At 55.8% G+C, this 25697-nt stretch carries 22 protein-coding genes and 1 other annotated feature; of the genes, 6 read left to right on the top strand and 16 right to left on the bottom strand.

The genetic code is table 11. From position 1 onward, the window contains the following. Positions 1-99: 99 nt before the first annotated feature. Positions 100-219, top strand: a sequence feature (Phe leader region). A 27-nt stretch (positions 220-246) separates the two neighbouring features. Next, positions 247-1425 carry a prephenate dehydratase gene (pheA, locus tag VV869_RS09075; protein ID WP_337734633.1) on the top strand — a complete coding sequence of 393 codons (1179 nt, stop codon included), beginning with the start codon at positions 247-249 and terminating at the stop codon, positions 1423-1425. 68 nt (positions 1426-1493) lie between these two features. Here the strand turns inward: pheA and tyrA are convergent, their stop codons facing one another. Both tyrA and VV869_RS09065 read right to left on the bottom strand, forming a co-directional pair. After that, positions 1494-2621, bottom strand: a complete 1128-nt coding sequence (gene tyrA / locus VV869_RS09070; RefSeq protein WP_337734632.1) for a bifunctional chorismate mutase/prephenate dehydrogenase — start codon at positions 2619-2621, stop codon at positions 1494-1496. A gap of 104 nt (positions 2622-2725) precedes the next feature. Next, positions 2726-3799, bottom strand: a complete 1074-nt coding sequence (locus VV869_RS09065) for a 3-deoxy-7-phosphoheptulonate synthase (protein ID WP_337734631.1) — start codon at positions 3797-3799, stop codon at positions 2726-2728. A 221-nt stretch (positions 3800-4020) separates the two neighbouring features. Here VV869_RS09065 and VV869_RS09060 point away from each other — a divergent pair, with 221 nt between their 5' ends. Together VV869_RS09060 and btsR are read left to right on the top strand one after the other, a co-directional pair. Continuing rightward, positions 4021-5721 (top strand): sensor histidine kinase, encoded by a 1701-nt coding sequence (locus VV869_RS09060; RefSeq protein WP_337734630.1) that lies wholly within the window; start codon positions 4021-4023, stop codon positions 5719-5721. Beyond that, entirely contained in the window at positions 5718-6431 is a 714-nt protein-coding gene (gene btsR / locus VV869_RS09055) for a two-component system response regulator BtsR (protein WP_337734629.1), read from the top strand. The genes VV869_RS09060 and btsR overlap by 4 nt, the downstream gene beginning before the upstream one ends. Positions 6432-6453: 22 nt before the next feature. On the opposite strand, the gene VV869_RS09050 is transcribed toward btsR, so the two are convergent. Beyond that, on the bottom strand, positions 6454-6846 hold the full coding sequence (locus VV869_RS09050) for a DUF2799 domain-containing protein (RefSeq protein WP_337734628.1): 393 nt from the start codon (positions 6844-6846) through the stop codon (positions 6454-6456). Between the two features lie 311 nt (positions 6847-7157). On the opposite strand from VV869_RS09050, the gene VV869_RS09045 reads away from it, so the two are divergent. Continuing rightward, positions 7158-8642 (top strand): carbon starvation CstA family protein, encoded by a 1485-nt coding sequence (locus VV869_RS09045; RefSeq protein ID WP_337734627.1) that lies wholly within the window; start codon positions 7158-7160, stop codon positions 8640-8642. A 566-nt stretch (positions 8643-9208) separates the two neighbouring features. Here VV869_RS09045 and rplS read toward each other — a convergent pair. The 5 genes from rplS to ffh all read right to left on the bottom strand — a co-directional run bounded on the left by rplS (position 9209) and on the right by ffh (position 12705). Beyond that, positions 9209-9559, bottom strand: coding sequence for a 50S ribosomal protein L19 (gene rplS, locus VV869_RS09040; protein ID WP_337734626.1), 351 nt, complete (start codon positions 9557-9559; stop codon positions 9209-9211). A 36-nt stretch (positions 9560-9595) separates the two neighbouring features. Then, positions 9596-10342 carry a tRNA (guanosine(37)-N1)-methyltransferase TrmD gene (trmD, locus tag VV869_RS09035; protein WP_337734625.1) on the bottom strand — a complete coding sequence of 249 codons (747 nt, stop codon included), beginning with the start codon at positions 10340-10342 and terminating at the stop codon, positions 9596-9598. Positions 10343-10363: 21 nt separating this feature from the next. Next, complete coding sequence (gene rimM, locus VV869_RS09030; protein WP_337734624.1) at positions 10364-10897, bottom strand: ribosome maturation factor RimM; 534 nt, start codon at positions 10895-10897, stop codon at positions 10364-10366. 25 nt (positions 10898-10922) lie between these two features. Then, entirely contained in the window at positions 10923-11171 is a 249-nt protein-coding gene (gene rpsP / locus VV869_RS09025; RefSeq protein WP_255389525.1) for a 30S ribosomal protein S16, read from the bottom strand. A gap of 166 nt (positions 11172-11337) precedes the next feature. Continuing rightward, positions 11338-12705 carry a signal recognition particle protein gene (ffh, locus tag VV869_RS09020; protein ID WP_337734623.1) on the bottom strand — a complete coding sequence of 456 codons (1368 nt, stop codon included), beginning with the start codon at positions 12703-12705 and terminating at the stop codon, positions 11338-11340. 211 nt (positions 12706-12916) lie between these two features. On the opposite strand from ffh, the gene VV869_RS09015 reads away from it, so the two are divergent. Beyond that, a complete protein-coding gene (locus VV869_RS09015) occupies positions 12917-13714 on the top strand; it encodes a cytochrome C assembly family protein (protein ID WP_337734622.1) in 798 nt (265 codons plus the stop codon). Positions 13715-13800: 86 nt separating this feature from the next. After that, a complete protein-coding gene (locus VV869_RS09010) occupies positions 13801-15087 on the top strand; it encodes an HlyC/CorC family transporter (protein WP_337734621.1) in 1287 nt (428 codons plus the stop codon). Between the two features lie 94 nt (positions 15088-15181). Here the strand turns inward: VV869_RS09010 and luxS are convergent, their stop codons facing one another. From luxS to oadA, 8 genes are all read right to left on the bottom strand, one after another. Continuing rightward, positions 15182-15700: an S-ribosylhomocysteine lyase gene (gene luxS, locus VV869_RS09005; RefSeq protein WP_337734620.1), complete on the bottom strand. Its 519-nt coding sequence runs from the start codon at positions 15698-15700 to the stop codon at positions 15182-15184. A gap of 67 nt (positions 15701-15767) precedes the next feature. Next, positions 15768-16382 (bottom strand): transglycosylase SLT domain-containing protein, encoded by a 615-nt coding sequence (locus VV869_RS09000; protein WP_337734619.1) that lies wholly within the window; start codon positions 16380-16382, stop codon positions 15768-15770. A gap of 177 nt (positions 16383-16559) precedes the next feature. Next, positions 16560-18125 (bottom strand): glutamate--cysteine ligase, encoded by a 1566-nt coding sequence (gene gshA / locus VV869_RS08995; protein WP_337734648.1) that lies wholly within the window; start codon positions 18123-18125, stop codon positions 16560-16562. 185 nt (positions 18126-18310) lie between these two features. Then, positions 18311-21163 (bottom strand): M16 family metallopeptidase, encoded by a 2853-nt coding sequence (locus VV869_RS08990; protein ID WP_337734618.1) that lies wholly within the window; start codon positions 21161-21163, stop codon positions 18311-18313. 14 nt (positions 21164-21177) lie between these two features. Then, on the bottom strand, positions 21178-21606 hold the full coding sequence (locus VV869_RS08985; protein ID WP_337734617.1) for a YqaA family protein: 429 nt from the start codon (positions 21604-21606) through the stop codon (positions 21178-21180). Positions 21607-21666: 60 nt separating this feature from the next. After that, positions 21667-22644, bottom strand: a complete 978-nt coding sequence (locus VV869_RS08980; RefSeq protein WP_337734616.1) for an NADP-dependent oxidoreductase — start codon at positions 22642-22644, stop codon at positions 21667-21669. 101 nt (positions 22645-22745) lie between these two features. Then, the gene (locus VV869_RS08975) at positions 22746-23876 is read right to left on the bottom strand and encodes a sodium ion-translocating decarboxylase subunit beta (RefSeq protein WP_337734615.1); all 1131 of its coding nucleotides are present in this window, start codon (positions 23874-23876) and stop codon (positions 22746-22748) included. Between the two features lie 9 nt (positions 23877-23885). After that, positions 23886-25661: a sodium-extruding oxaloacetate decarboxylase subunit alpha gene (gene oadA / locus VV869_RS08970; RefSeq protein ID WP_337734614.1), complete on the bottom strand. Its 1776-nt coding sequence runs from the start codon at positions 25659-25661 to the stop codon at positions 23886-23888. Positions 25662-25697 lie beyond the last annotated feature (36 nt).

Genomic DNA, 25697 nt, shown 5'->3' with positions numbered 1-25697 from the left:
TTGCAGGGCGGTTTACTTTCTGCTTGACAAGCCCTGAGTGGCTGAATACTGTGGAATCATATTCACACTAAATAGAACGATAACTCATCAACACCATGCGCCGATTTCAACTGTTTTTCTTTCGCTTCTTTTTTATGTCACCGTAACGGGGGCGATTCGTGACGCGAGAAACAAGCGAAAGACGAACAGACAGCCTCCTTCTCGGGAGGCTTTTTTGTATCAGGCGCATTCAGACAGGGAAAGACAATGACAGAGCAAACTTATTCACTGGACGACATCCGAGACAATGTCAGCCGCATCGACCATGAAATTATCAAGCTGCTGGCTGAACGACGCCAGCTCAGCCTGGCAGTTGCCAAAAGCAAAATCCAGACCGCCAAACCGGTCCGGGATCAAGCCCGCGAGCAGGAATTGCTGCTCAAGCTGATCGAATGGGGCAAGCAAGAACAACTCGATGCTCAGTATGTCACCCAGATTTTCCACACCATTATTGAAGACTCTGTCCTGTTCCAGCAGGCCTACCTGCAAAAGCTCACCAACCCGGAAAGTCTGCAGCCAGTTGCCCGGGTCTCTTTCCTCGGTGCCAAAGGCTCCTACTCCAACCTCGCCAGCCGCAATTATTTCAGCAAGAAACAAACCCGTTTGGTTGAGATCAGCTGCTCGACGTTCCGGGATGTGGTGAATGTGGTCGAAACCGGGAACGCCGATTACGGGGTACTGCCGATCGAAAATACCAGCTCCGGCTCGATTAACGAGGTATACGACCTGCTCCAGCATACCAGCCTGTCGATCGTTGGTGAGATCACCCAGCCTATTGAGCATTGCTTACTGACCGCCGTCGACACCAGCCTGGATCAGATTGACACCCTGTACTCGCATCCCCAACCGCATCAGCAGTGCAGTGAATATCTGCACACCATGGGCAACATTACCCAGGAATACTGCTCCAGCACCGCAGAGGCAATGCAGAAAGTCGCCGAGCTGAAACTACCCAATGTGGCCGCTATTGGAAATGCCTCCAGCGGCGAGCTGTACGGCCTGACGATGCTGAAAACCAACATCGCCAACCAGCAGGAAAACTACACCCGTTTTATTGTCGTTGCCCGCAAGCCGGTCGACGTCACCACCCTGATCCCGGCCAAAACCACCCTGATCATGTCCACCGCTCAGGCGGCCGGTTCACTGGTCGAGTGTCTGCTGGTCCTGCGCAACCTCAACATCAATATGACCAAGCTGGAATCACGTCCGGTGATCGGAAATCCTTGGGAAGAGATGTTCTATGTCGATGTGGAAGTGAATCTCAAGTCTGAGGTAATGCAGCAGGCGCTGGAAGAGCTGACCCGATTGACTCGCTTTATCAAAGTGCTGGGCTGCTACCCGAGCGAAAACGTCAAGCCGACGGAAATCGACATCGAAGCGGAGTAACGCCTTCTGCCCATATAAAAAAACGAGAGCAGCAGCTCTCGTTTTTAATTTCTCCAGATCGCTCTGGCTTAAGTTCGGTGCGTTGCGTCGTTCGCCTGTCTAAGTAATCCCTGGCTCTCGGCTAAAAAATGCTGGGCATAATCTCCAAACCAGCTTTCCACCTGATGAAAGGCCTGCTTGAACGCTGCCTTATCATTATCTTCCAGCATCGCAATGGCTTCTCCGAACCGTTGATGGAAACGTTTGATCATCGCCAGATTCTGCGGAGAAGACATAATAATGTCGGCATACAGCTGGGCATCCTGGGCAAACAAGCGGCCGACCATCGCCAGCTCCAGCCGGTAAATCGGCGAGCTCAGCGCCAATAACTGCTCCAGTTTGGGATCTTCTTCCGCCAGATGCACCCCGTAAGCAAACGAGGTAAAGTGGCGCAGCGCCTGGATCAGGGTCATGCCTTCATCATGCTCAATTGCGCTGATCCGGTTGAGCGTCGCCCCCCAGATCTGGATCTGCTCCAGCAGCCACTGATACCGCTCCGGATTTCGACCGTCACAATAGGCCACCACCTGTTTTGCCAGGCTGGCAATATCCGGCCCAAACATCGGGTGCAGGCCAACCACCGGCCCCGAGTGCACTTCCAACATGGCTTGTAACGGCGCACTTTTGACCGAGGTTAAATCTGCCAGAATACAATCTTCCGGCAGGTGATCGAGTTTGCGGATCACTTGCTCGGTCAGGTTGATGGGGACCGACACCACCACCATCCCGGCATCAGACAGCAACTCGTCGGCGCGATCCCAGTCCTGGCTCCCCAGTTTACGTACCGTGTAGCCCGACAGCTCAAACAGGCGGCAGAACAGCCCGCCGAGCTGACCATGACCACCGACCACGACGATCGGGCGCAGATCCGGCTTGAGACATTTAAAGCCGGAGTCATTTTCACTAGCGTAAGATTCGCGCATGGTGCGACGCAGGATATCTTCAATCAGATCCGGCGGCACCCCTTGGTTTTCCGCTTCCCGGCGCCGGGAAGCAAGCATCGCCGCTTCCCGATCCGGGGCGTAAATCGGCAAGCCATGCTGACTTTTGACATGCCCGACTTCTTCGACCAGCGCCAGACGGCGGGCGAGCAGCGCCACCATCTGCTGATCAACTTCGTCAATTTGATCTCTTAATTTAGTTAACTCTGCAACCATGATTTCTTCTATCCGAATTCTTTCTGCCAAAGCAGTCACAGCGACTTGCCGGGCCCCTTTCAGTACCGGTCCACCTCAGTTCCGAAGCGGGCCAGCACATCGTCTTATCCCGCGTTGCGATCAGCCAGGAAGGGGACCAGCTCCTGATGCGCATGGCGCAACAGGGACTCGGTCATTTCCCAGCTGATACAAGCATCGGTGATCGACACCCCGTAGGCCATCTCCTCGCGTGGCAGATCGGCGCTCTGGCTGCCTTCATTGAGGTGGCTTTCCAGCATCAGGCCGATAATCGAGGTATTGCCTTCGCGGATCTGATGGATCACATCTTCGGCCACCAGCGGCTGGCGACGGTAGTCTTTTTTCGAGTTGGCGTGGCTACAGTCTACCATCAAGGACGGCGAAAGACCTGCCGCGATCATCTCGTTTTCGCACTCATTGACGGATACAGAGTCGTAGTTGGTTTGCTTGCCGCCGCGCAGGATCACATGACCATCCGGGTTGCCCTGGGTATTGAGCAGTGCCACCTGCCCTTCGCGGTTGATCCCCATAAAGCGGTGACCCGATGCCGCAGCCTGCATCGCGTTGATTGCTGTGCCTAAGCTGCCGTCAGTCCCGTTTTTGAATCCGACCGGCATCGACAGGCCACTGGCCATTTCCCGGTGGGTTTGCGATTCGGTGGTCCGGGCACCAATCGCCGCCCAGCTGAACAGATCGCCCAGGTACTGCGGACTGATTGGATCCAGTGCTTCAGTCGCCAGCGGGATCCCCATCTCGACCAGGTCAGTCAGCAGTTGGCGGGCAATATGCAGCCCTTCTTCCACCTCAAACGAACCGTCCAGGTGCGGGTCGTTAATCAACCCTTTCCAGCCCACCGTGGTGCGCGGCTTTTCAAAGTACACCCGCATGACAATATAGAGTTGGTCACTGAGCGCCTCAGAGAGTTGCTTGAGCTTCATCGCGTAGCTTTTGGCCGCTTCCACATCATGAATCGAACACGGACCGCACACCACCAGCAAACGGTGATCCCGCTTATGAATAATATCGGCAATGGTTTGGCGGGACTGGCGGATAAACTGTAGCGCCTGCTCACTGACGGGTATTTTTTCTTTTAATTCTTTCGGGGTGATCAGGACAGATTCATCTTGGATGTGAATGTTGTTCAGCTGGTCTCTTTGCATCTCGGCTTCCCTGTAAATCTAAATAAACACGTAATAATCAGACGACGTTAAACAGGGCAGCCCTGTTCCATAACTTCACCATAGCAAGGGAGTTCTACTGGTGGCAAGGGAGTGTAAACAAAAACAGCCAATCGTAAATATTTATTTACACCTGATTGTGTTTGGTGCTGACCCGCAAGCCAGTTACTATAGCGCCCATCACACCTGCACGGCCAACCGCGATGGAATTGATCTTTTCCCTCTTACAGCAACTCAGCGTCTATCTGGTAATCGCTTACTTACTCAGCAAAACCCCGCTGTTTATGCCGCTCACCACGGTGTCCGGCCGTCTGTCCCAGCGCTTTTCATGCTATGTGCTGTTTTCCCTCTTCTGTATTTTAGGCACTTATTTCGGGCTCGACATTGAAGATGCGATTGCCAACACCCGGGCGATCGGGGCGGTGATGGGCGGCCTGCTGGGCGGACCTGTGGTCGGCTTTGCCGTCGGCCTGACCGGGGGGCTCCATCGCTACAGCATGGGCGGCTTTACCGATGTGGCCTGCGCGATTTCCACCACTGTCGAAGGGCTAATTGGCGGCCTGATGCACAGCTACTTCGTTCGCCGTGGGCAGGTGGATCAGATCTACAGACCCTTTACCGTGTTTACCATCACTCTGGTCGCGGAAATCCTGCAAATGTTTATCATCCTGATGGTAGCGGAGCCGTTTGATAAAGCCCTGCATCTGGTCAGTGCCATTGCTCTGCCGATGGTGATTGCCAACTCGCTCGGCGCGGCGATGTTTATGAGCATTATTCAGGACAGAAAGACCATTTATGAAAAATACTCCGCCGCATTTTCCAGCCGGGCCCTGAAAATTGCCCAGCGCTCGGTCGGGATCCTGAGCCAGGGGTTTAACGAGGAAAGCACCCGGAAAATTGCCAAGATTGTCTATGAGGAAACCGGCGTCGGTGCGGTGGCAATCACCGATCGAGAGAAAATTATGGCGTTCATCGGCATCGGCGACGATCACCACCTGCCGGGTACACCCATTTCTTCCGGCTACACCAAGCGAGCTATCGACAGCTGTGAGCTGATTTATGCCGACGGCTATGACATTCCCTACCAGTGCTCGCTGCATGAGAAGTGTAAGCTCGGTTCGGCACTGGTGATCCCGCTGGTTGGCGGTAATCAGGAAGTACTGGGTACCATCAAGCTCTACGAGCCAAAACGTAAACTGTTTTCGACCGTCAACCTGACGCTGGGCGAAGGAATTGCCAAGCTGCTGTCGAACCAGATCCTGACCGGCCGTTATGCCCGCCAGCAGGCGTTGCTGACCGAGGCCGAGCTACGCCTTCTCCAGGCCCAGGTGAACCCGCATTTCCTGTTCAACGCCCTGAATACCATTAACTCCGTGGTGCGGCGCGATCCGGATAAAGCCCGCCAGTTGATCCAGCATCTGTCGCAGTTTTTCCGCCGTAATCTCAAGCAAAACATTGAAACGGTCACGCTGGAAGAGGAGTTGCAGCACGTGAATGCCTACCTGGAGATCGAGCTGGCGCGTTTTTCCGACCGACTCAGCGTGACGGTGAACGTCGACCCGGCGCTGCTGGGCCTGAAGTTGCCGACCTTTACCCTGCAGCCGCTGGTCGAAAATGCGATCAAGCACGGCACCTCGTCCCTGCTGGAAAATGGTAAAATTGCAATCAACGGTTACCGCACTAAAGCAGGGATCACCCTGGAAGTCGAAGACAATGCCGGTAACTATGCCCCGGTTGGCGAAGAAAGCGGACTGGGCATGAAAATAGTCGATAAACGACTGAGAAACATGTTCGGCCGTCAGTACGGGCTCACCATGACCTATCAGCCCCAAACCTGGACCCGAGCCACCCTGACACTACCGGCCGATGCCCTGCCATCGGTACAAGGAGACTCCGTATTATGATCAAGGCCCTTGTCATTGACGACGAACGATATGCCCGCGAAGAGCTGATCGACTTACTGCAAGAAACCGGGGAAGTGGACGTGATCGGTGAGTGCAGTAACGCCATTGACGGGCTGAAACAGATCAATGCCCTGAAACCCGATGCGATTTTTCTCGATATTCAGATGCCGCAGATCACCGGCATCGAAATGCTCAGCATGCTGGATCCCGACACCATGCCGAAGGTGATCTTTGTCACCGCCTATGATGAGTACGCCCTCAAAGCCTTTGAGGATAATGCCTTCGACTACCTGCTCAAGCCGGTCGAGACCTGCCGGCTGGAGAAAACCATCAAGCGGCTGAAGAAAGAATGCCAGAGCCCAGATTATTCCCCGCTAATGAGCGAGATGCTGGAACTGATCCCCTGCTCCGGGCACAACCGGATCCTGCTGCTCGATCCGGCCGAGATCGAGACCGCCTACAGTGATTTGGCCGGCGTGCATGTGGTCACTAAAGACAACCGGGTCAGCACCCAGTTGACCCTGAAAGTCCTGGAAGAAAAAACGCCGCTGATCCGCTGCCACCGCCAGTACCTGATCCACCCGCAGGCGATCCGCGAGATCAAGCTGCTGGACAACGGCCTGGCCGAGATCACCACCCAGCACAGCCACCAGGTGCCGGTCAGCCGCCGCTATCTCAAAGAGCTGAAAGACCGTTTCGGCCTGAGCTAATCCGGACAATCCCGGCGGGGATCTACCGGCCGTCCGCGCCGGACAGGCTGCGATCAAAACCCTGCTGCCAGAAGTTCTGGTACAGTTGCCCGTCCTGGCGTCGAAATTCACAAATACCCCACTCCATCCGCCGCTCCAATCCGAGTTGGCGCATCTGCTCCAACGAACAGTACGATTCCAGCCCTTTTTGATAGCCGCGGCGATAAGCCGGATAATCAACCACCAGCGCAGCGTTCACCGTCTGTGTCCGGTCCTGCAACCCGCTCTGCTCGTCAGGTTGCTCACCCCGTTGCCCCTGATTCAAGCCGAGCTGATACCAATTTCCATCCGCCATCAGCGATGCCTGCGTGGTCAGCACCGAACACCCACTCAACAGCAGCACCATCACACTGATCCGAAAGATGTATTGAAGCACCTTGCTCTCCTCATTCACCCATTCACCGCACTACCATAAGCCGCCCGGCTGAATCCTGACTGAATCCGCTTCCTATCGCTCAGCGCCGCTCACCCTGGCATACCGTCCACTGACAGTATTTGCCAAAACCACTCAAGCTGCATACCGACCGCTCATCTCGCCATACAACCACTCAGCAGATTAGCGCGTGCATCTTTCCTAACGCGCGTTAGCATGGCAGCTAATCAAAGAAGTTTTGCGAGTCCCCGCCCAAAGCAGTCAGGGCCCTGGTCGCAAAACAAACCCAGTCCAATCGGAAGAGAGACAACCCTATGACCTGGTTCCTGATGTGCGTGGCAGCCCTGGTAGGTGGATACTTCATCTACGGTGCATTTATCGAGAAAGTGTTCGGCATTAACGAAAACCGCCAGACACCGGCTTACAGCAAACAAGACGGCGTCGACTATGTGCCGATGTCGAACAAGAAAGTCTACCTGGTACAACTCCTGAACATCGCCGGTGTCGGTCCGATCTTCGGCCCGATCATGGGGGCTCTGTACGGCCCGGCAGCCATGCTGTGGATCGTCCTGGGTTGTGTCTTTGCCGGTGCCGTCCACGACTACTTCTCCGGCATGCTGTCCGTACGGAACGGCGGCGCATCCGTGCCGACCATCTCCGGCCGTTACCTGGGCAATGGCGCCAAACATTTCATGAACATTTTCGCCATCGTCCTGTTGCTGCTGGTTGGTGTGGTTTTTGTTTCTGCACCAGCAGGGATGATCACCAACCTAGTCAACGAGCAAACCGACATTGGCCTGTCGATGACCACGATGGTCTGCATCATCTTCGCGTACTACATCATCGCGACCATTGTCCCGGTGGATAAAATCATCGGCCGTTTCTATCCGCTGTTCGGCGCCCTGCTGATCTTCATGTCGGTCGGTCTGATCACCGCGATTGGTTTCTCCAGCGAGCACACGCTGCTGGGCGACTATGAAATGAGCCAGATGTTCACCAACATGAACCCGAACGATCTGCCGCTGTGGCCTGCACTGTTCATCACCATTGCCTGTGGTGCTATTTCCGGCTTCCACGCCACGCAGTCGCCACTGATGGCACGCTGCATGGAAAACGAGAAAAACGGCCGCTTTGTATTCTACGGTGCCATGATTGGTGAAGGCGTGATTGCCCTGATCTGGTGTGCCCTGGCGCTTTCTTTCTTCGGCTCTGTGGAAGGTCTGTCTGAAGCAGTGAAGAACGGTGGTCCGGGTAACGTGGTTTACAGCTCCTCTATCGGTCTGCTGGGTGTCTTCGGCGGCATCATTGCCTTCCTGGGTGTGGTCATTCTGCCAATCACTTCAGGCGATACCGCATTCCGCTCCAGCCGCCTGATCCTGGCCGAGTACTTCAACATGGAGCAGAAATCCCTGCGCAACCGCCTGCTGATGGCTGTCCCACTGTTCGTGATTGGCGGTATCCTGACTCAGGTCGACTTCGGGGTGATTTGGCGCTACTTCGGCTTTGCCAACCAGACCACTGCGGTGATGATGCTGTGGACCGCATCGGCTTACCTGCTGCGCCATAACAAGCTGCACTGGATCACCACCATCCCGGCTATTTTCATGACCACGGTCTGTATCAGCTTCATCCTGAACAACAGTCAGCTGGGCTTCGGCCTGCCGATGAACATCTCGACCATCGCCGGCATCATCGGTGCCCTGGCAGCAACCGTATTCGTCATCAAGCGCTCGAAAGGGAAAGGGGAAACCGACCTGGCCGACGAAGAAGAAACCAAGGGCAAGCTGGAAACCGCTTAATCGCGACCAGCCCCGCAATCCACAGAAACCAGCCCGTCGGCTGGTTTCTTTTTATCCCTGCTTTTTGAGCCCCACACTAATACGGCCCTACGCTTTTCCGGCTGACCCGACAGACAGACGAGACACCGCAATCCGACGTCCTTTCGCCACGACGGCTTCAGGCCCAAACGAAAACACGACGCAGACTCCTGGGTGTCTTTGCCGCCGAGCGTTTAACCATCTCACGCTGAATGCCCATCCAACCGCAGCCTTCCTGAACAGCATCTCTTCCCGCTCACAGTCCCTTCCCCACATAAACTCTCTCTGAGGAAATCACAAGTGCCCCGGCTCCCCCTTCGGAAACCAGCCTGCTCGCAGGCGTCATTCAATGAACAAGACGCACTGATCCTTGAGCAAACGACATGATTCAGATGACAGTATCTCGGAGCTTTCTTGCCATTGCCGGGAATGACGGTCGTGGGGAATAGTGACGGAAAACAGTCAGGCAAATCAGACAGATATAAAACAGCAGATAAAAAAAGCCCGCCGAATCGGCGGGCTTTCCTTTAAACGTCTTACGCGACGAATTACTTAGCAAGCTTCTCTTTGATACGAGCCGCTTTACCAGAACGGTCACGCAGGTAGTACAGCTTGGCACGACGTACTGCACCGCGACGTTTAACAGTAATGCTATCAACAACTGGAGAGTGAGTTTGGAACGCACGCTCAACACCTTCACCGTTCGAGATTTTACGAACAGTGAACGCAGAATGTAGACCACGGTTACGCTTAGCGATTACAACACCTTCAAAAGCCTGAAGACGTGAGCGCTCACCTTCTTTAACCTTAACCTGAACAACAACAGTGTCACCTGGTGCGAACGTTGGCAGGTCTTGTTTCATTTGCTCTTGCTCAAGAGCTTTGATGATATTACTCATTGGTATATACCCTAGAATAAACTGATACTAATAAAATTAATTGCTTGCTTTATGTTCGCGGATAAATTCCGCCAGCAAGAATTCCTGATCGTCAGTCAGAGCTAGGTTTTCCAGGAGCTCTGGTCTTCTCAGCCAGGTTCGGCCCAGCGATTGTTTCAACCGCCAGCGGCTAATGTCCTTGTGGTTGCCTGACAGTAAGACCTTAGGGACTTCCTGCCCGTCCAACACTTCAGGACGCGTATAATGCGGACAATCCAGCAGACCATTGGCAAAAGAATCTTCTTCTGCCGACGCAAAATCTCCCAGTACGCCCGGTACAAACCGGACCACTGCGTCAACCAGCGTCATGGCCGGCAATTCACCGCCCGTCAGCACAAAATCCCCGATAGACCATTCTTCGTCTACCTCTTGTTGGATAATGCGCTCATCGACCCCTTCATAGCGACCGCAGATCAGAATCAGATTCTCATTCTGCGCCAGCTCCTCAACACCCGCTTGATCCAGCTTACGGCCCTGAGGGGAGAGATAAATGACTTTAGCCTGACCTTCAACAGACTGCTTGGCTGCGTGAATGGCATCGCGCAAAGGCTGCACCATCATCAACATGCCCGGTCCGCCGCCGTAAGGTCGATCATCGACCGTCCGGTGCTTGTCATGAGTAAAATCGCGGGGATTCCACGTTTCTACCGACAAAAGGCCTTTTTTTACCGCCTGGCCTGTCACCCCAAAATTGGTAATGGCATGAAACATATCAGGAAACAGGCTAATAATGCCTACCTTCATTTGTTCACCTATTACCGGGGATTAAAATCCAGGATCCCAGTCAACTTCGATCCGCTGAGCAGTGCGATCAATCGACTTGATGACCTGCTCATCGAGGAACGGGATTAAGCGTTCCTTTTGTCCGAAAGCATCTTTCAGGTTGGCTTTCACTACCAGGACGTCGTTGGACCCTGTTTCCAGGATGTCAGTGACTTTCCCCAGGTCGTAACCTTCGGTTGTCACCACTGTCATGCCATACAACTCACGCCAGTAGAATTCTTCATCTGACAGCGCTGGTAGTTGATCGGCCTGTATTGCCACTTCACAGTTCGTGAACATCTGAGCGTCCTCGCGAACGTCCAGGCCCTCTAACTTCGCGACCAGACCCTGACCATGGCGTTTCCATGATTCAACATGGAGCGCCTGCCACTCACCCTTGACCTTTACAAGCCAAGGCTGATAATCAAAAATGCTTTCAGCTTGTTCTGTGTAGGAAAAAACTTTGAGCCAACCCTTGATACCGTAGGAGGCACCCAGTTTACCGACAACAACATAGTCTTGGTTACTTGAACTCATCGTTTCCGCTACCAGACAGGGCTAATTAAGCCGCTTTAGCAGCGTCTTTGATTAGCTTCGCTGCGCGGTCAGATACAGTTGCACCTTGACCTACCCAGTGATTAACACGGTCCAGGTCCAGACGCAGACGCTCTTCCTGACCTTTCGCTACTGGGTTGAAGAAACCAATTTTTTCAATGTTACGACCGTCGCGTGCAGCGCGAGAGTCAGCAACAACGATGTGATAGAATGGACGCTTTTTCGCGCCGTGACGTGCCAAACGAATGGTTACCATATCGTCCTCTTTGCATTACTGTAAATTAAATTGGCCCCGCCAAAAAATAACGGGGCCCGTGCCAAATTAAGCTCGGGAATTTTACTCCGAAAACTGACGAATGCAACCGCTTTAGCTAATTTTTCACCAGCAAACGTAAAATAACCCTGAGCGACTGAAGAATGCCTTAACGGCCCGGGAACATCCCGCCGCCCGGCATCATGCCTTTCATATTGCGCATCATGTTCTTCATCCCACCCTTCTGCATTTTCTTCATCATCTTCTGCATCTGGGTAAACTGTTTCAACAGGCGATTGACATCCTGTACCTGGGTGCCGGAACCTAGGGCAATCCGCTTTTTGCGCGATCCCTTGATCAGCTCAGGACGCTCACGCTCGCCCGGCGTCATCGAGTTAATGATAGCTTCCATCTGGACGAACATCTTATCATCCACCTGATCTTTGACGTTCTCCGGCAGTTGCGACATCCCTGGCAGCTTGTCCAGCATGCCCATCATGCCGCCCATCTTTTTCATCTGCTGCAGCTGGCCACGGAAGTCTTCCAGGTCGAAGCCTTTCTTCTCTTTGAATTTCTTCGCCAGTTGCTCGGCTTGTTCTTTGTCGACGTTGCGTTCCAGATCTTCGATCAGCGACAGCACGTCGCCCATGCCGAGGATTCGGGAAGCCACACGATCCGGGTGGAACGGCTCCAGCGCATCCGTTTTCTCACCGACACCGAGGAACTTGATCGGCTTGCCGGTAATATGACGGACCGACAGCGCAGCACCGCCCCGGGCATCACCATCCACCTTAGTCAGCACCACACCGGTCAGCGGCAGGGCTTCATCAAAGGCCTTGGCGGTATTGGCCGCATCCTGACCGGTCATCGCATCGACCACGAACAGGGTTTCAACCGGATTAAGCGCCCGATGCACGTCTTTGATTTCGTCCATCATTTCGCCGTCGACGTGTAGGCGACCGGCGGTATCGACAATCAGGACATCAAAGAATTTACGTTTGGCATGATCGACCGCCGCATTGGCGATATCGACCGGCTTCTGATCCGGGCTCGACGGGAAGAACTCGATACCAACATCGCTGGCCAAAGTTTCCAGCTGTTTGATCGCCGCCGGACGGTAGACGTCGGCAGACACCACCAGCACCTTCTTCTTCTGGCGCTCTTTCAGCAACTTACCCAGCTTACCCACACTGGTGGTTTTACCGGCACCCTGCAGGCCGGCCATCAGGATCACCGCCGGTGGCTGACTGGCGAGGTTCAAATCTTCATTCGACTCGCCCATGACCTGCTCAAGCTCAGCCTGAACGATCTTGATAAATTCCTGACCCGGCGTCAGGCTTTTCGACACTTCCGTGCCGACCGCGCGCTCTTTTACGCGCTTGACGAAATCACGGACAACAGGAAGCGCAACATCGGCTTCGAGTAACGCCATACGTACTTCACGCAGCGTATCCTTGATGTTGTCGTCCGTCAGGCGACCGCGGCCGCTGATATTCTTAAGCGTTCGCGATAAACGCTCCGATAAATTTTCGAACATGTGCTACTCGCTCGTTACGCAACTAAATCTGCAAGATCTGGTGAGTATACCGCATTCCACCGCCTGCTTTCATGTTCTGGCGGCGACTTTACTTTCAGTTCAGTTGCGAACTGGGTTCTTCGCCACAGATTCCGGACGCCATTACATTGGCGGCGAGACATTGAGCAGGTATAATTGCGGGTTCAAATCACCTTAACTTGTTCAGTCGACTATGGATATGTTGATAGCCTTCATGGCTGCTTGCTTATATTTCCTCGCCCTGGGGCTGGTAGTGCCTGGGTTGACCAACAGTAACGGCATCAAGACCAAACCGGTCTTCGTGACCGCACTGGCGGCCATTGCCTTGCATATCCTGCTGCTGAAAGACCTGATCCACGGCGGTGTCGGCCAGAACTTAAGTATTCTAAACGTCGCCTCGCTGATTAGTCTGATCATCGCCCTGCTGACCACGGTGGCCATTTTGCGCATCCGGGTCTGGTTTCTGCTGCCGGTGGTTTACAGTTTTGCCGCCATTAACCTGTCTGCGGCCACCTTGCTGCCCGGGACCTTCATCACCCATCTGGAAGCGCATCCGCAGGTGCTGCTGCATATCTCCCTGGCGCTGTTTTCCTACTCCACCCTGATGATTGCCACCTTGTATGCCATACAGCTGGCCTGGCTCGACCACAAACTGAAAAAGAAGAAGAGCCTGGTGATCAACCCGAACATTCCCCCTTTAATGATGGTCGAGCGACAGCTTTTCAAGATCATTTTGGTCGGAAATTCACTCTTGACCCTCACCCTGATCACAGGTTTTATTTTCATCCAGGATATGCTGGCCCAGGGCAAACTACATAAAGCCGTGCTGTCACTGCTGGCCTGGTGTGTCTACAGCGTGCTGCTGTGGGGACATTATCAGAAAGGCTGGCGCGGACGCCGGGTGATCTGGTTCAGCATGGTCGGCGCTTTCCTGCTGACACTGGCTTACTTCGGGAGCCGGTTTGTTAAAGAAATCATTATCGGTGGTTGACGCCGAGATGAAAGCCATCTTTCAATTGACACCCACCCGCTCCGGGTACACATTATTTGTAACAGAAACGTTAAGGGCATAACTTTTTGGACGATATATCCACGGGAGTCTTATTCTCTCTCCTGATATTACTTCTCGTCATTTCCGGATACTTCTCCGGTTCTGAAACCGGCATGATGTCACTCAACCGCTACAAGCTGCGACATCTTGCCAACCAGGGACACCGGGGGGCCAAGCGGGTTGAAAAACTGCTGGGGCGCCCGGATCGGCTGATCGGCCTGATCCTGATCGGCAACAACCTGGTCAATATCCTGGCTTCCGCCATCGCAACCATCCTCGGAATGCGGCTCTACGGTGACATGGGGGTGGCTATCGCAACCGGTGTCCTGACCTTAGTGGTCCTGGTGTTTGCCGAAGTCACCCCGAAAACCCTCGCAGCCCTCTACCCGGAACGCGTTTCCTATACCAGCAGTATCGTCCTACAGTTTCTGATGCGACTCCTCTACCCGCTGGTCTGGCTGGTCAACGGCATCACCAACGGCTTCCTCCGCCTCGTCGGCCTGAAAACCGATGCCCTGGATGATGCCAAACTCAGTTCTGATGAACTCCGCACGGTGGTCAACGAAGCCGGCGGCCTGATCCCCCGCCGCCACCAGGATATGCTGCTGTCGATCCTCGATTTGGAAAACGTCACCGTCGAAGACCTCATGGTTCCGCGCAGTGATATCGCCGGGATCAACATCAATGACGACTGGAAATCCATCGTCCGCCAGCTCAGCCATTCCGCCCACGGGCGCATTGTGCTCTACCGCGACAATATTGACGAAGTAGTCGGGATGCTGCGGGTACGCGAAGCCTACCGCCTGATGATGGACAAGAACGATTTCAGTAAAGAAAACCTGCTGCGGGCTTCCGACGAAGTCTACTTCATCCCGGAAGGGACGCCGCTCAACATCCAGTTGCTGAAATTCCAGCGCAATAAACAGCGCATCGGCCTGATTGTTGATGAGTACGGTGATATTCAGGGTCTGATCACCCTGGAAGATATTCTTGAAGAAATCGTCGGGGAGTTTACCACCTCGATCACCCCAACCCTGGCGGAAGAAATCAAGCCGCAGGCTGACGGCAGCCTGATGATTGAAGGGACTGCCAATATCCGGGATCTAAACAAGAGCCTGAACTGGGATCTGCCCACTGACGGTCCGCGGACCCTCAATGGCCTGATCCTCGAACACCTCGAAGACATTCCGGACTGCCGCCTGAGCATTAAAGTCAGCGGACATCAAATGGAGATCGTCGAAGTCGCGGACAATATGATCAAGCTGGTCAAAGTCCTGCCCCCGGCCACCGCCAAGAAAAGTCGGGTCGCCTAACTCCCAGATCAAACAAGCCGGCGCATGCGCCGGCTTCTTTATGTTCGCAACCTGGATGTTCGCAACCTGGACTGCCTGGTGAGCGAGGCGAGCCTTACTTCACACGCAGCTCTTGCAGCATGGATGCCGGCAAGGCCAGCTCGTCATTCTTATTGACATCAATTCCGGCCGCCAGAATCGTCTTGGCAATCTCTTGCGCCTCGTCCAGCGAGTGCATGCTGTACGTCCCGCACTGGTACTCATTGAGTTCCGGGATCTGGTTTTGAGATTCGACTTTCAACACATCTTCCATCGCCGCCTGCCAGCTCGCGGCGACTTGCTGCTCACTCGGCGCACCGATCAGACTCATGTAGAAACCGGTCCGGCAGCCCATCGGCGAAATGTCGATGATTTCCACCTGATCCGAATTGAGGTGATTACGCATAAACCCGGCAAACAAGTGCTCCAGCGTGTGGATCCCCCGCTCACTGAGAATGTCTGCATTCGGACGGCAAAAACGCAAATCAAACACCGTAATGGTATCGCCTTTCGGGGTTTGCATGGTTTTGGCGACCCGGACCGCCGGGGCGTGCATGCGCGTATGATCGACCGTAAAACTATCGAGTAATGGCATTATTTCCTTCTCCTTTGCCCATCGTCATTCTGCTCTCCATAGCTTAGCTGTTCCGGCGTTTGTTCGCTCAGAACGGCCACCAGCTACGGTTGTCTTCCAATTCCTGTCGGCACTGCTTCAGTTGCCAACCATAGTCCTTTGCTTGCTGATCCACCCGGCGGGAGACTTTCATCACCCCCGGTTTCGCGCGGTAGCTGCCGCGCCGGTAGCCACCCCGCCCTTCATGATAAGCCAGGTACTGGTTGTAGGCATCCCATTTGGACACCCCCAGCTGGCGCTGGGTTTCATGGGTGTACCAGCCGACAAACATCAGCGAATCCGCAAAGTCGGTGCGGGAGCCACCATTGCCGGTGGCTTTCTGGTAATCGGCCCAGGCCGGATCCTGCGCCTGGGCGTACCCGTATGCGCTGCTGATCCGTCCCCAGGGAATGAAGCCCAGCAGATAGTCTTTGGGCGGCCGGGCATCATGGCGAAAACTGCTTTCCTGCTTGATAAAGGCCATGGCTACCTGAATCGGCGTCCCCCAGGTGTCCTGCATCTCCAGCCCGGCTTCATACCAGTCCGGTTGCGCGCGAAAAATGTTACATAGGTTCGACTGATCTTTGGGTGGTGGCGTGGCACAGCCGGCCAACAACACGACCAGCGAGCCACCGAAGATGGCCTGTCTCAAAAAGCGCGTCATTTCGTCCCCCTGACGGGAACCAAACAGCAATGCGGCGGTCAGAACTTATGACTGGCAGCCGTGCTGTCGTCATCCCTGCGAAATTCATTTTCCGGGCAGCTCCATGGCTGCCCTTTTTTTATTCGGTTCAATCGGGCTGCACGCCTTGCGCCAGCACCGCTGGCTGGCGCTGCCGTGTTATTTCAAGTAATCGAAATAAGTATCCAGGAAGTCATCAAACGACTGGCGATCGCTCTGCTCAATCTCGCGTTGCTTGGCCACCGAAGCCGCCGCTTCCTGCTCAAAATCCTGAGCGGAATAGAATCGGAAGTCGCGTGTTTTCAGCGCCTGCGCGTGAGAGCGGGCCAGTGCCTTGCCGACATTCCCAATCCCAGCTTGCTGTTTGATCTGCGTCAGCAACTGTGCCGACAGGGTCAGCGCCGGATTTTCTATCCAGGTTTTCAAGCGGGCGACGGTCTGCTGGTAGTGATCACTCCCTGCGGCCTGATCCATCGCTTCTGCGACCTGGCCCAGTTCAGCGAACACTCGCAGCCCCCATGACTGCAGCGACAAACGCTCCCCGTTGCACCCGATCTTCAGTTGCAGATCCGGGTTGCGGCCATCCAGAACCACCCGGTTCCAGTTATCCCGCCAGCACGCCAGCTCGGCATCATCCATCGGATCCGAGGACGACAGCACGGCCCAGGTCAGGAACAGATCCAGGAAACGCACCTGATCTTCGGTGATCCCGATCGGGCTGAACGGATTCACATCCAGCGAGCGCACTTCAATGTACTCGACTCCGCCGCGGCCCAGGGCTTCGGACGGTTTCTCGCCCGACTTCGCCACCCGTTTCGGTCGGATCGGGGCGTACAGCTCATTCTCAATTTGCAGCACGTTGGCATTGAGCTGGCGGTATTCACCGTCCACCTTGACCCCAATCTTGGCAAACTCTTCCGACGGGGAGCGGATCGCGCGCTGCAAACCTTCCAGGTATTGCGCCAGACTGTTAAAACCAATTTTCAGCGAGCTTTGCTCATGGTTGGTGTAACCCAGATCGCTCAGCCGGAGCGCTGTTGCGTTCGGCAGGAAGTGGGTACCACAACCGATTTTTTCAAAATTCAGGGCCGAAGCACTGTTGTTCAGGAACGAGCCACACAAGGCCGGGGAAGCCCCAAACAGGTAGGGGATCAACCAGCCGAAGCGGTAATAGTTACGGATCAGGCCAAAGTAGGCCTCAGAGACAGCGGCCTGGCGCGCTTCAGCCGTTTGTTCGCCAAACAGTTGCTCCCAGAACGCATCCGGGAATGAGAAATTAAAGTGAACGCCCGAAATTACCTGCATCACACTGCCGTAACGGTGTTTCAGCCCCTGGCGGTACAGGGTTTTCATCCGGCCGCTGTTGGAGCTGCCGTACTGAGCCAGGGTGATCTCGTCTTCGCTGCCGACAAAACACGGCATCGACATCGGCCACAGCGTTTCCTCGCCCAGCTTACTGTAGGTAAACTGATGGATATCACTCAGTTGCGTCAACAAACTGTCTACATCGCGCGACACCGGGGTAATAAATTCCAGCAGCGATTCTGCAAAATCGGTGGTGATCCACTGGTTGGTGAGCGCCGAGCCCAATCCTGCCGGGTGCGGTTGTGCAGACAATGTTCCTTCCGGGGTAATACGTAGCGCTTCGCGTTCGAGGCCACGTCCTATCTGAGTCAATGCATCAGGATTCGCGGAAATCTGTTGCAACCTTTGTGAAAAATCCATCAAGGTCATTCTCGATCTTTTACTGAGTGAAGTAAGGTAGAGTAATCATTATTTTTAACGATTACCATGATTATTCATACGAAACAGTTTTACTGACCAGAAACAATCCTCATCGTCCGGGCCCTGTTGGTCTGCCCTGCTGAAAAAGAAAGAAGCCATCGCATCAACGCCGGCTTCTTTGTCCGTTAACTGCGTGGTTGCAGCGCTCTGACCGGGATCCCCAGGGTTTCCAGCTGCGGCCGCAGCGAGGCCGCATCGCCCACCACGATGATCTGGTAGTCCTTCGGATTGAACCATTTCGCCGCCAGCTGATCCAGCCGGGCCTTGGTAATGGTCGCCACAATCTCATTGCGCTCGGCAACAAAGTTCTGCGGCAGCGCGTAGGTCAGGATCTGCCCTAACAACTGCGCTTTCTTGCCCGGCGTTTCGTAGTTGAGTGCATCCTGCTGACCGACGGCCAGGCGCATAAAAGCCACTTCTTTGTCCGTCACGCCCTGCTGGCTCATCGTTTCGAGCTCGGCCAGAAACTCTTTCACGGAAGCCAGGGTGGCATCTGCCCGGACCTGGGCATAAAACGCAGACAATCCCACTTCCTTGCCGCCGTCCTGATAGCCGCCGGCACCATAGGTATAGCCCTTATCTTCCCGCAGGTTCAAATTAATCCGGCTGTTAAAGTTCCCGGCCAGGTTGAAGTTCGCCAGCTGGGTTTCGAACAGCTCCCCGGTCGCATCATACGGCAATCCCTGGCGAACCAGACGGATCATGCTCTGCGGTGCGCCCGGTTTGTCCACCAGCCAAAGGGTCTGCCCGTTGAGCGTCGGCAGGGTTTGCGGTGCATACTCCGGCTTCGGCATGCCGGACCATTGCGCCAGAAACGCCAGCTGCGGGGTCAACGCCTTGGCCTGGATATCCCCGACGACCACGATATCCGCACCGTTCGGGGTGTAATAACGCTGGTAGAAGGCTTTGACATCCGCCAGGGTGATGGCTTTCAGCGAAGCGGTGGTACCTTCCGGCGGCAGGCTGAATGTGGTGCCGCTATACAGCACTTCCCGCGAGGCCTGACCGGCCAGCCAGGACGGCTTCTGGTGCTCATAGACAAGTCCTTCCAGGGCCTGCTGTTTCAAACGAGCAAAGTCATCCAGATTGAATGCCGGATAGAACAGCCGCTCTTCCAACAGGGTCAGGGTTTCCGCCAGGTTTTTCTTCAGCGACGACACGGACACAATGGTGCCGTACAGCCCGGCATCAAAATGGATCGAACTGCCCAGACGATCGAGGCGCGAAGAGAGGGCTTCCACGGTCGATTTCTGGCTGGCTTCGTTCATCATCGCCGCCGTCAGGCTGGCCAGACCGGTTTTACCGGCCGGTTCGAACCGTCGTCCAGCCGGGATCATCATCTGCAGCTCAACCGTCGGGGTTTCATGGTAGTTGGTTCCCAGCACCTTGATCCCGTTGGCCAGCTCAAACTCATAGAGTTCCGGCATCGCCGGCGTCACCGGCGAAGACGGCTCCGGCATCACCGAGCGATCAAAGTCATCTTGGGCTTCTCGCAGCACCAGCTGTTCGTCGCTGACTTTCTGGTGCGCCGCAATGAGCCGTGGCGCCAGGGTATAGTTCGGCTTGGCGGCCTCAATCCCGGTCCGTCCTTTCGGCACGACGCTGAGCGTTACATTCGGGTTCCCGTTCAGATATTGCTGATACACCTGCTCGACACTGGCCGGCGTCACCGCACGCAGGTTCCCCAGCTCTACCCCCAGGTAGTTCGGATTCTCGAAGAAGGTTTCATAGGCTGCCAGCTGCGACACCTTGCCACGCACACTTTGCAGGCCAAAGATCGCATCGGCTTCTACCATGCCTTTGACATCATCCAGCTCTTTGGCATTGACGCCGCGTTGCTCCAACCCATCGAGAATGGAGACCACTTTGGCACGCAGGGATTTCAGATCGCCTTTCTCTCCGCTCTGGGCCATGGCGTACACATAGAAGGTGCAGGCCAGCTCCGCACAGTCATGGAATGCCCCGGCATCGTTGACTTCACCGGTTTTCACCAAGTCCTGGTACAGCAGGCTGTTCTTGCCACCGCCAATCACCTGGGCCAGCATATCCAGCGAGGCTTCATCCTGTGCCCCCAAATACGAGGTCGGCCAGGCCATCAGCAGCATCGGCTGCTGGATCTTATCTTCCAGCGTCAGGTAACGATCGCGCTCAAGCGTGACCGGGCGCTGCTGCGGCTTATCCACTTGCGGGCCGCGTGGGATCGAGCCGAAGTACTTGTTGACCCAGGCCAGCGTCTGCTCCACGTCCAGATCACCGCCAATGGTCAGCGTGGCATTGTTCGGGCCGTACCAACGCAGGAAGAAGGCTTTGAGGTCATTGACATCGACGCGGTCGAGATCTTCAACATAGCCGATTGTCTGCCAGGAATAAGGATGGGTGCGCGGGAACAGGGCTTCGCCCATCCGCTCGTAGACCAGGCCGTAAGGACGGTTCTCATAGCGCTGTGCACGCTCGTTTTTCACCGTCGAACGCTGGATCTCAAATTTATGTTGAGAGACGGCGTTGAGCAAAAAGCCCATCCGGTCGGACTCCAGCCACAGCATTTTCTCCAGCTGGTTGGCCGGGACGGTCTCAAAATAGTTGGTTCGATCCCGGTTGGTGGTGCCATTCAGCGTGCCGCCGGCTTCGGTGATAAGACGGAAATGCTCCTGATCGCCAACGTTTTCCGACCCCTGGAACATCATATGTTCAAAGAAATGGGCGAAGCCGGATTTGCCCAGCGCTTCGCGGGCCGACCCCACATGATAGGTCACATCGACATGTACCAGCGGATCAGAGTTATCTTCATGCAGCACCACGGTCAGGCCGTTATCCAGCACGTACTTGCGATACGGGATCACCGGCTGGGCCTGCTCGGCCGTCACCTGTTCAACAAATGTCACCCCATCGGGTAACGCGGAGGACTTGTCTTGTGTCGCCTCCAGGGCAGAGCACCCTGCCAGCGAAAACAGCGCGACACCTAGAATCCACTTTTGCACGTAAGCATTCCTTATCAAAAACCTTGGACAACCAGCGCCAGCAGCAGGTAGCGCACGGCTTTGCCCAGAAAAATCAGCACCAGGCTCAAGTCGTGGCGCATACGCAGCCAGCCCGCCGCCAGACATAACGGATCCCCAATTACGGGTAACCAGCTGAACAGCAGCGACCAATAGCCGTACTTTTTCAGCCATTGCAAAGCTTTATGACCGTTTTTCTCGTCAGAAGTTTTATCCGGCAGCCACCTTCCCAGCCAGTAATTGATCATGCCGCCCAGGGTATTGCCCGCCGTAGCCACACCGATCAGCAGCCAGACCGAGTGCTCCCCCAGTGTCAGGGCCGCCACCAGACTGGCTTCCGAACCACCGGGGAGCAGGGTCGCACTGAGCAGGCCGGTCGAGAACAACACCCAAAGGGCTGAGCTGCCTTGAAATAACTCTAGCATTGAAATGCCCGGTACAAGATTACTTGCTCCTGATAGTGCCGGGCCAAGCCCGGAAAACCGTTACGCATCACCGCCCACCGCCAGCACGATTTTGCCCCGGGTGTGGCCGCTTTCAATCGCCTGGTGTGCTTGCGCGCCGTCCGCCAGCGGATAAACCGCATCGACATGCAGGCTCAGGGTTCCGGCAGCCAGCATGGCCATCATCGCATCGTTCTGCGTCACCGACGGCGTGACCAGCATCCCCTCGGCCTGCAGCCCGCGCTGGCGCGCCTGCTCGCAGACTTGCTCGGCGGTGATCGTCGGCACCGTCACCACCCGACCACCGGCTTTGACACAACCGAGCGCGGCAGTGCCGACATCTCCGCCCATCAAATCGATCAGGACATCAGCATCCTTCAACTGGGAATCCAGCGGTCCTTGGCGATAGTCGAGTGCTGTTGCACCGAGCTGGCGCACAAAATCGGCATTGCCTGCCGAGCAACTGGCAAACACCTTGGCGCCGCGCGCAACGGCCAGCTGAATGGCCAGATGCCCCACGCCCCCGGCGCCCGCCAGCACCAGCACCTGATCGCCGGCCTTCACCGCTGCTTTCTCCAGCGCCTGCCAGGCGGTCTGGCCAGCCAGTGGCAAGGCTGCCGCCTGGCGCATCGGCGTCGATGCCGGAACCGGGCTCAGCTGCGCCGCCGGAACCACCACGTACTCGCTATAGCCGCCGCCCTGCAAAGGAAAGCCGATAAATCCCGACACCCGATCGCCGACCGACCACCGGCGCACCGACTGACCACAGGCCACCACATCACCGGCAATGTCATAGCCCGGCACCCAGGGCAGGTTGTCCTTGTTCTGCGCCGCAGCCCATCCCAGACCCGCCCGGGTTTTGGCATCGATCGGGTTCACCCCGGCATAAGCCACCTTGATTAACACCTGATCATCCGCGAGCACCTGAGCATCGGCCAGCGCCGGGAGCATCTGAGTTTGCATGGCCAGGACGGCCGGTTCGCCAAAACGGGTTATCGCCAATTGCTGATAGGTTTCCATCTTCGCCTTTCCTTCTGTCTCTCAATCACAGCATCATACCAAATAAAAAAACGGGCAGCCTGACGCTGCCCGTTTTTGAAGGTTCCCGGATATTTTTCGTGCTAGCCGACCAGAGCCAGCAAGATACCGGCCGCCACCGCCGAGCCCAGCACCCCGGCCACGTTCGGGCCCATGGCATGCATCAACAGGAAGTTATGCGGGTTGGCTTCCAGGCCGACCTTGTTCACCACCCGGGCCGCCATCGGCACCGCCGAAACCCCGGCCGCACCAATCAACGGATTGATCGCTTCTTTGCTGTAGCGGTTGAGCAACTTGGCCATCAGTACCCCGCCGCCGGTTCCGACGCTGAACGCGACGGCGCCCAGCACCAGGATCCCCAGGGTTTCGAACTGGAGGAACTTGTACGCTTCCAGTTTAGAGCCGACCCCCAGTCCCAGCATGATGGTGACGATATTGATCAGTTCGTTTTGCACTGTGTTGGACAAACGCTCCACCACGCCGGACTCACGCATCAGGTTACCCAGACAGAACATCCCGACCAGCGGCGTCGCAGACGGCAGGAACAGAATAGTCATCAGCAGCACAGCCAGCGGAAACAGTACTTTTTCAGTTTTGCTGACATGGCGCAGCTGCTCCATCTGAATCGTCCGCTCTTCCGGTGTCGTCAGGGCTTTCATGATCGGCGGCTGGATAATCGGCACCAGCGCCATATAGCTATAGGCCGCAACCGCAATCGCCCCAAGCAGATCCGGGGATAACCGACTGGCGAGGAAAATCGCCGTCGGGCCATCCGCCCCACCGATAATCGCGATGGACGAGGCATCCGCCAGGCTAAACTCCATCCCCGGCACCAGGTTCAGCAAAATCGCGCCGAACAGGGTGAAGAAGATCCCGAACTGAGCCGCCGCCCCCAGGAGCAGCGTTTTCGGGTTCGCAATCAGAGCCCCGAAGTCGGTCATTGCCCCCACGCCCATGAAGATCAGCAGCGGGAAGACCCCGGTTTCAATCCCGACGTGGTAGATGTAATACAGCAACCCGCCCGGCTCAGTAAATCCGGCGTTGGGAATATTCGCCAGAATGGCGCCAAAGCCCATCGGCAACAGCAGCAAGGGCTCAAAGCCCTTGCGAATCGCCAAAAACAACAGACCGGCACCCACCAGGATCATCACCAACTGGCCGAGCTCAAAGTTGGCGATCCCGGTTTCTAACCAAAGTTTCAATAAACCTTCCATGGTTTCCTCTTATGCCAGGCTCAGGATCGGAGAGCCGACCGCCACGGAATCGCCTTCTTTGACATGCAAGTCCTGGACTACCCCACTGCGGGTGGCACGGATCTCCGTCTCCATTTTCATGGCTTCGAGGATCACCAGCACATCACCTTCGGAAACCTGATGACCTGGTTGAACATTGATCTTAAAGATATTCCCAGCCAGCGGCGCTGCGACCGGCTCCGCCGAGGACGCTGCCGGAGCAGCCGCTGGTTGTGCAGCCGGCTCTACAGAAGACAGCTCACCGCCCGGACCCACTTCCACGTTGTAGACCTGACCATTGACACGCACGCTGTAAGCTTCGACCCGACCGGTAGCAGCAGGCGCAACAGCCGGTTGCGCAGGTGCCGCTTCAGGCTCCGTACCCGGTGCCGGTTCAAAGGCCGCCGGATTGTTACGGTTTTTGAGGAAATTCAGACCCACCTGCGGGAACAGGGCATAAGTCAGTACATCATCAATCGACGCCTCGGCCAATTTGATCCCATCCGCCTTAGCTTTTGCCGTCAGCTCCACCGTCAGGCTAGACAGCTCAGCTTCCAGCCGATCCGCCGGACGACAGGTGATCGGCTCAGCCCCTTCCAGAACCCGGGCCTGAAGTTCAGCATTCACCGGCGCCGGCGTCGCGCCGTACTCCCCTTTCAGCACCCCTGCCGTTTCTTTGCTGATACTCTTGTATCGCTCACCCGTCAGCACGTTCAGCACCGACTGGGTTCCGACGATCTGGGATGTCGGCGTCACCAGCGGGATAAAGCCCAAGTCTTCGCGCACGCGCGGGATCTCTTCCAGTACTTCATCGAAACGATCGGCTGCGCCCTGCTCCTTGAGCTGGCTTTCCATATTGGTCAGCATGCCACCCGGCACCTGGGCCAGCAGAATCCGGGCATCCACCCCTTTCAGGCTGCCTTCGAATTTGGCGTACTTCTTGCGCACATCCCGGAAGTATCCGGCAATCGGCTCCAGTTGCTGGAGGTCCAGCTTGGTATCGCGCTCGGTACCTTCCAGCATCGCGACCACGGTTTCCGTCGGGGTGTGGCCGTAGGTCTGGCTCATCGACGAAATCGCGGTATCGAGAATATCCAACCCGGCTTCCACCGCTTTGATGGCCGTCGCCGTCGACAGGCCGGTGGTGGCGTGGCAATGCAGCGCCAGCGGTACATCACAGGAGGCTTTGATCCGCTTGACCAGCTCTTCCGCCTCATACGGTTTCAGCAGGCCGGACATGTCTTTGATACAGATTGAATGACATCCCAGATCTTCCAAGCGCTTGGCGAGATCGGTCCAGGTGTCTAAATTGTGCACCGGACTGGTGGTATAGGAAATGGTGCCCTGGGCATGAGCGCCGACATCGACAGTGGCTTTGACCGCACGCTCGAAGTTTCGGACATCATTCATTGCATCGAAAATCCGGAACACATCCATGCCGTTGGCGTGGGCCCGCTCGACAAATTTGTCGACCACATCATCGGCATAGTGCCGATAGCCCAGCAGATTCTGACCCCGCAGCAGCATCTGCATCGGGGTTTTCGGCATCGCCTGTTTCAGTGCCCGCAAACGCTCCCAGGGGTCTTCCCCCAAATAACGAATACAGGCATCAAACGTCGCCCCGCCCCAGGTTTCCAGAGACCAGTAGCCGACATTGTCGAGCTGCTCGGCGATCGGCAACATATCTTCAAGACGCAAACGGGTGGCAAAAAGAGACTGATGGGCGTCACGTAACACGACGTCAGTGATCGCTAAAGACTTGGACATGCTCACAAACTCCTTGTAATTAAAATCGTCCGACAA

The sequence above is a fragment of the Photobacterium sp. MCCC 1A19761 genome (assembly GCF_037389125.1).
Taxonomy (GTDB): Bacteria; Pseudomonadota; Gammaproteobacteria; order Enterobacterales; family Vibrionaceae; genus Photobacterium.
Note: the sequence above shows the minus strand (reverse complement) of the source record. Positions and strands in the feature narration are given on the sequence as shown.

What these genes read in the sequence shown, in the direction of transcription:
- VV869_RS08985 (WP_337734617.1), bottom strand. Translation starts at nt 21,606, where the DNA reads ATGCTAGAGTTATTTCAAGGCAGCTCAGCCCTTTGGGTGTTGTTCTCG.
- pheA (WP_337734633.1), top strand. Translation starts at nt 247, where the DNA reads ATGACAGAGCAAACTTATTCACTGGACGACATCCGAGACAATGTCAGC.
- VV869_RS08980 (WP_337734616.1), bottom strand. Translation starts at nt 22,644, where the DNA reads ATGGAAACCTATCAGCAATTGGCGATAACCCGTTTTGGCGAACCGGCC.
- oadA (WP_337734614.1), bottom strand. Translation starts at nt 25,661, where the DNA reads ATGTCCAAGTCTTTAGCGATCACTGACGTCGTGTTACGTGACGCCCAT.
- luxS (WP_337734620.1), bottom strand. Translation starts at nt 15,700, where the DNA reads ATGCCATTACTCGATAGTTTTACGGTCGATCATACGCGCATGCACGCC.
- gshA (WP_337734648.1), bottom strand. Translation starts at nt 18,125, where the DNA reads ATGGATTTTTCACAAAGGTTGCAACAGATTTCCGCGAATCCTGATGCA.
- tyrA (WP_337734632.1), bottom strand. Translation starts at nt 2,621, where the DNA reads ATGGTTGCAGAGTTAACTAAATTAAGAGATCAAATTGACGAAGTTGAT.
- VV869_RS09000 (WP_337734619.1), bottom strand. Translation starts at nt 16,382, where the DNA reads ATGACGCGCTTTTTGAGACAGGCCATCTTCGGTGGCTCGCTGGTCGTG.
- trmD (WP_337734625.1), bottom strand. Translation starts at nt 10,342, where the DNA reads ATGAAGGTAGGCATTATTAGCCTGTTTCCTGATATGTTTCATGCCATT.
- VV869_RS09045 (WP_337734627.1), top strand. Translation starts at nt 7,158, where the DNA reads ATGACCTGGTTCCTGATGTGCGTGGCAGCCCTGGTAGGTGGATACTTC.
- ffh (WP_337734623.1), bottom strand. Translation starts at nt 12,705, where the DNA reads ATGTTCGAAAATTTATCGGAGCGTTTATCGCGAACGCTTAAGAATATC.
- VV869_RS08975 (WP_337734615.1), bottom strand. Translation starts at nt 23,876, where the DNA reads ATGGAAGGTTTATTGAAACTTTGGTTAGAAACCGGGATCGCCAACTTT.
- VV869_RS09065 (WP_337734631.1), bottom strand. Translation starts at nt 3,799, where the DNA reads ATGCAAAGAGACCAGCTGAACAACATTCACATCCAAGATGAATCTGTC.
- rpsP (WP_255389525.1), bottom strand. Translation starts at nt 11,171, where the DNA reads ATGGTAACCATTCGTTTGGCACGTCACGGCGCGAAAAAGCGTCCATTC.
- btsR (WP_337734629.1), top strand. Translation starts at nt 5,718, where the DNA reads ATGATCAAGGCCCTTGTCATTGACGACGAACGATATGCCCGCGAAGAG.
- rimM (WP_337734624.1), bottom strand. Translation starts at nt 10,897, where the DNA reads ATGAGTTCAAGTAACCAAGACTATGTTGTTGTCGGTAAACTGGGTGCC.
- VV869_RS09060 (WP_337734630.1), top strand. Translation starts at nt 4,021, where the DNA reads ATGGAATTGATCTTTTCCCTCTTACAGCAACTCAGCGTCTATCTGGTA.
- rplS (WP_337734626.1), bottom strand. Translation starts at nt 9,559, where the DNA reads ATGAGTAATATCATCAAAGCTCTTGAGCAAGAGCAAATGAAACAAGAC.
- VV869_RS09015 (WP_337734622.1), top strand. Translation starts at nt 12,917, where the DNA reads ATGGATATGTTGATAGCCTTCATGGCTGCTTGCTTATATTTCCTCGCC.